This is a genomic window from Kytococcus sp. HMSC28H12 (genome assembly GCF_001816045.1).
Classification (GTDB): Bacteria; Actinomycetota; Actinomycetes; order Actinomycetales; family Dermatophilaceae; genus Kytococcus; species Kytococcus schroeteri.
Genome location: NZ_KV824262.1, coordinates 1 through 5,653, shown reverse-complemented (window position 1 = coordinate 5,653; position 5,653 = coordinate 1). Strand labels below are relative to the sequence as shown.

3 protein-coding genes and 1 pseudogene are annotated in these 5,653 nt (G+C 74.3%); all 4 read right to left on the bottom strand.

The window, feature by feature from the left end; genetic code table 11:
• A partial coding sequence (locus tag HMPREF3099_RS00480) for an SLBB domain-containing protein (protein WP_202816656.1) occupies nucleotides 1-759 on the bottom strand: 759 nt, incomplete at its 3' end.
• A gap of 138 nt (nucleotides 760-897) precedes the next feature.
• The gene (locus tag HMPREF3099_RS00475; protein WP_070703252.1) at nucleotides 898-1,845 is read right to left on the bottom strand and encodes a DegV family protein; all 948 of its coding nucleotides are present in this window, start codon (nucleotides 1,843-1,845) and stop codon (nucleotides 898-900) included.
• Nucleotides 1,845-4,799, bottom strand: coding sequence for a leucine--tRNA ligase (gene leuS, locus HMPREF3099_RS00470; protein ID WP_070703251.1), 2,955 nt, complete (start codon nucleotides 4,797-4,799; stop codon nucleotides 1,845-1,847). The genes HMPREF3099_RS00475 and leuS overlap by 1 nt, the downstream gene beginning before the upstream one ends.
• Before the next feature lie 300 nt (nucleotides 4,800-5,099).
• Nucleotides 5,100-5,653: pseudogene (locus HMPREF3099_RS12615) on the bottom strand (endonuclease domain-containing protein); the annotation flags it as partial.

Genomic DNA, 5,653 nt, shown 5'->3' with positions numbered 1-5,653 from the left:
GGCCCCGGCCGCACCCCCCGGACCCGTCGCACCACCTGGAACGGCCGCCGGGGTGGGTGGGTCCTGACCGGGGCGCAGCACCACCAGCTGTTCCCCGTCGGTCACCGGACGGGCCAGGTTGAGGACCGACACGTCGGCGCGGCGGGTCGGTCCCCCGGCCTCGCGCACTGCGTCGGCCACGCGGGCCCCCGACGGCAGCCGCACCACCCCCGGGGACCGCACCTCCCCCACGACGTGCACCACGACCTGCCCGGCGCCCTCTCCGGCCCCGGATACCCCCGCGGCACCGGGAGCCGGGTCCCCGGTGGCACCGGACGCCGCGGCTGAGGCCCCACCGGACGCCTCGCCACCCCCGGCACCACCCCCGCCCCCGGGAGCCCCACCCTCCTCGCGGCCCGCGCCAGTTGCCTCGGCCCCTCCCTCAGCACCCGCCGGTGCCGCGACCGGGTGGGGTGCCGCCTGCCGGCCCGTCCACCAGGTCCACGCCCCCAGGCCGAGCACCACCACGAGCACGAGCACCGCCATCACCCGCAGCGCGGTGTGCCCCGGTGCCATGCGTGCGCCCGCCACCGAGGACGGGACGTCCACCTGATCGGCCGCCGCCGTCAACGCAACCCGCGCCGCGTCACCGAACCGCGCGGAGGGCTCCACGCCGCGGCCTTCCCAGACCACGTGGTCGCCCCGCCCACCGGCACCCGGCCCGCCACCGGTGTCCTCGCCGCTCGCGTGCTGGCCGTACCCGTCCGGCCGTTCGTCCATGGACACCACCCCCGCGACCGCACGCTAGGGAGACCTGCCGGCCCGAGCGGGATGACCGCGGGCCGCGCTGTGGACGAGCAGGCCGCTCCTCGCCGCCGTCCACAGGGGCCGCCGCAGGACGCCCCCCACGGCGCCACCTCAGGGCGCTGGCGTCCACCGCCCCGGGTCGCCCTCCACCCGCGGGGCCACGACGATCGCCACCGTGCCGACTCCCGTGTGCGCGCCCACCACGGCCCCCAGCCGCGACACGGTCACCGAGGCCGACTCGTCCAGCACCGACTCCAGCGCGGCCGCCATCTCCTGGGCCACCTCCGGGCGCCCGAGGTGCTGCACGGCCACGTCCACCGCCACGCCCTCGCCGTCGCTGAACTCGTCCTCGCCCAGGCTGTCCACCACCGCGTCGGCCTGCGAGGCCGCCGCCTCCTGGCCCCAGGCCAGCAGCGCCGCCCGGGCGGCCCGCAGCGTGCGCACCTTCTGCCAGCCGTCCACGGAGCCGTCGCGCGCCACCTGCAGCAGCGGCTTGACCGCCAGCGCGGTGCCGATGAAGGCCTGCGCCGCCCCGATGCGCCCGCCCCGCCGCAGTCGGTCGAGCGACTCCACCACGAAACGCGCCTGCGTGTGGTCGGCCGACCGTTCCACCACGGCCACCACGTCGTCCACCGACGCCCCGGCCGCGGCCGCCCGCGCACCGGCCAGCACCGGCATCGACAGACCCGCGGCCACGCTGCGGGAGTCCAGCACCGTCACCGGCAGCCCTGAGGACGCCGCCGTGGACCGCGCCACCTCCACCGTGGAGGACATGCGCCCCGAGAGGTGCACGCTCACCACGTGCTCGGCACCGCCGTCGAGCGCGCGCCGCCACACCTCCTCGAAGTCCGCCGGGCCCGGGGAGGCCGTGCTCACCGCCACCTTGGACTCCAGCCCCTCCACGAGCTGCGCCGGGTCGAGGTCCACGCCCTCCCGGTGGCTGCGGCCGTCGACGACCACGTGCAGGGGCACCTGCGGCACCACCAGCCCGGTGTCGGGGCAGCTGGCCATCGGGAGGTCCGCGGTGGAGTCGGTCACCACGGCGACGCGCGGCGTCATCAGACGACGATGTTCACGAGGTTGGGGGCCCGGACGATCACCTTGCGCACCGGCGCGCCGTCGATGAACGCCTGGACCTTCTCGCTGGCCAGGGCGGTGGCCTCCAGCTCGTCGTCGGCGATGTCGGGCGCCACCTCGAGGCGGTCGCGCACCTTGCCCTTGACCTGCACCACGCAGGTGACGGTCTCGGCCACCAGCTGGCCCTCGTCGGCCTGCGGGAAGTCCACCGTGGCCAGCGACTCCGCGTGCCCCAGGCGGCTCCACAGCTCCTCGGCCAGGTGCGGGGCCAGCGGCGCCACCATCTGCACCAGCGGCTCGGCCACGGCGCGCGGCACCGCACCCAGCTTGGTGACCGCGTTGGTCAGCTCGATGAGCTTGGAGACCGCCGTGTTGAAGCGCAGGTTCTCGTAGTCGTCCGCCACCCCCGCGATCGTGCGGTGCAGGGCCCGGGTGGTGTCGGCGTCGGGGGCGTCCTCGGTGACGCGCAGCTCGCCGGTGGCCTCGTCGACCACGGCACGCCACAGCCGCTGCAGGAAGCGCTGCGACCCGACCACCGCGCGGGTGTCCCACGGGCGGGAGGCGTCCAGCGGCCCCATCGACATCTCGTACACGCGGAAGACGTCGGCGCCGTAGGACTCGCACATCTCGTCGGGCGTCACCACGTTCTTCAGCGACTTGCCCATCTTCCCGTACTCGCGGGTGACCGGCTGGCCGTTCCACTCGTACACGATGCCGTCCTGCGCCCGCGGGTGGTCGGCGTCCTCGCGCTCGGTCACCTCGGCGGCCGGCACCGGCTGGCCGCGGTCGTCACGGTAGGCGAAGGCCTGCACCATGCCCTGGTTGAACAGGCGGCGGAAGGGCTCCTCGGAGGACACGTGGCCCAGGTCGAAGAGCACCTTGTGCCAGAAGCGGGCGTACAGCAGGTGCAGCACCGCGTGCTCCACGCCGCCGACGTAGAGGTCCACGCCGCCCGGGTCGTCGGCCACGCCCTCGCCGAAGCCGCGCCCGGCGCCCAGCCAGTACTCCTCCAGCTCCGGGTCGATGAAGGCCTCGGAGTTGGTGGGGTCGGCGTAGCGCAGCTCGTACCAGCACGAGCCGGCCCAGTTGGGCATCGTGTTGGTCTCGCGGCGGTACTGCTTCGGGCCGTCGCCCAGGTCGAGGGTGACGTTGACCCAGTCGGTGTTGCGGCCCAGCGGGGACTCCGGCTGGGTGTCCCAGTCCTCCGGGTCGTAGGTCTTGGGGCTGTAGTCGGCCACCTCGGGCAGCTCCACCGGCAGCTGGTCGGCGGGCACGGCGTGGGCGCGGCCGTCGGCGTCCCAGACGATCGGGAACGGCTCGCCCCAGTAGCGCTGGCGGCTGAACAGCCAGTCCCGCAGCTTGTAGGTGATGGCCTCCTCGCCGGTGCCGGCGGACTGCAGGTGCTCCAGCATCCGGGCCTTGGCCTCGGCGACGCCCAGGCCGTCCAGGTCGACCTTCTCATTGCTGGAGTTGATGGCCGGGCCCTCACCGGTGAAGGCCTGGTCGTCGGGGTGGCCCTCGGTCGGCTGCACGGTGCGCACCACGTCGATGCCGTACTGCGTGGCGAAGTCGTGGTCCCGCTGGTCCTGCCCGGGGACGGCCATGATCGCGCCGGTGCCGTACCCCATCAGGACGTAGTCGGCCACGAACACCGGCACCTGCTGACCGGTCACCGGGTTGGTGGCCCAGATGCCGGTGAACACGCCGGTCTTGCTCTTGTCGTCGGCCTGCCGGTCCAGATCGGACTTGCGGGCGGTGGCCTCCCGGTAGGCGGCGACGGCCTCCCGCGGAGTCTCGTGCCCACCGGTCCAGGCGTCCTCGGTGCCCTCCGGCCAGGCGGCCGGCACCGCATCGGCCACCGGGTGCTCCGGGGCCACCACCATGAACGTGACGCCGAACAGCGTGTCCGGCCGGGTGGTGAAGACCTCCAGCCGCGGCTGGCCGTCCGGGCCGGTCGGCAGGGTGGCGGACTGGGGCACGGCGACGTCGAAGAAGACGCGGGCGCCGGTACTGCGGCCGATCCAGTTGCGCTGCATGGTGGCCACCGAGTCCGGCCACTGCAGCCGGTCCAGGTCGTCCACCAGCCGGTCGGCGTAGGCGGTGATGCGCATCATCCACTGCGGCAGGTTGCGCTGGAAGACCGGGAAGTTGCCGCGCTCGGAGCGGCCCTCGGCGGTGACCTCCTCGTTGGCCACGACCGTGCCCAGGCCCGGCACCCAGTTCACCGGGGCGTCGCTCAGGTACGCCAGACGGCGGGCGTCGACCGCGTCGGCGCGCTCCCCCGCATCGAGCTGGTCCCACGGACGACCGTCCGGGGTGGGGACCTCACCGCTGGCGTAGGCGGCCTCCAGCTCCTCGATGGGGCGGGCGCGGCCGGTGGTGCCCGGGCGGCGGCCGGGGGCCTGCGGGTCGTACCAGGAGTTGTAGATCTGCAGGAAGATCCACTGGGTCCACTTGTAGTACGCCGGGTCGATGGTGGCGTACGTGCGCTGGTCGTCGTGGCTCAGACCCAGCTGGCGCAGCTGCCGGCGGTAGGTCTCGATGTTGGCCTCGGTGGTGGTGCGCGGGTGCTGCCCGGTCTGCACGGCGTACTGCTCGGCGGGCAGGCCGAACGCGTCGAAGCCCATCGTGTAGAGCACGTTGCGGCCGGTGGTGCGCTGGTAGCGGGCGTAGACGTCGGTGGCGATGAAGCCCAGCGGGTGGCCCACGTGCAGGCCCGCGCCGCTGGGGTACGGGAACATGTCCTGGATCATCAGCTTGGGCTGGTCCGCCACGGCAGCCCGGGCAGCGGGGTCCTGCGGTGCCAGGTCGCCCACCGGGTTGGGGGCGCGGAAGGTGCCCTCGGCCTCCCACCGGTCCTGCCAGCGCTTCTCGATCTCCCCCGCGAGCCGCGCCGTGTAGCGGTAGGGGGTCTCGTCGCGGTGGTTCTCGCTCATCAGGTCTCCTGACGGTGGTGGGTGGCTGGATGGGTGGCCGGTCGTGGCGCGGCCCGGAGTGGCCGGAAGGCCCGCATGGCGGGGGCGTTCCGGCCCCTGACACGAAAAAGCCCCTCGCACAGGAGGGGTGGCCGCGATGCTCAGGGAGTCATCGCGGCTGTGGAAGGAGCAGGGTCGCGGCCAACATGCTGCGATGGTAGCGCAGGGCCGGGGCGTGCCCCGTGCGCGGGCGCCTGCGGGGTGGGTGGAGCAGACCTGCTCCCTGGCCTGGCCGTGTGCTCGTTCCTTCCCGGCATCCGGTCAACATCGAGCACACGGACGCCAGGTCGACCGCCATCCCCGCGCCGCGAGGGCCTGCGCCACGTCCCTCGCCACCGCGCACGGGTCACCCACCACGTCGTGCCACCCGAACCTGAGCGTGGCCCAGCCGGCCAGGGTGTTGGCGTTGTCGCGTCGCCGGTCCCGGAGAACGCCCTCCCCCACGTGGCCCAGCCGACCGTCGAGCTCCACCAGCACCCCGGGGCCGCGGTAGGCCACGTCCGCGAAGGCACCCCTCCCGGGGACCCCGGAGGCGACCGGCGCCTGCTGATGGGCCGGGGGCAGGCCGTGCCGGCGGTGCACGTCCGCCATGTACCGGCGCTCGAGGTGGGACGCGGTGCCTCGCGCGAGGTCCTCCAGCGCCTCCGTGAGCTCACGGCGGTGGCGCACCTGGCGGCGCCGCCGGAGCGTGTCCTGCAGCAGGTCGGGTCGCGTCACCCGGTGGCCCAGCGCCCGCGCCAACCAGGTGAACACCTCGCTGCGTGCCTCAGGTGGCATCCTGTCCACGACGTCCACCAAGGTGTCCTCGGGGCGGG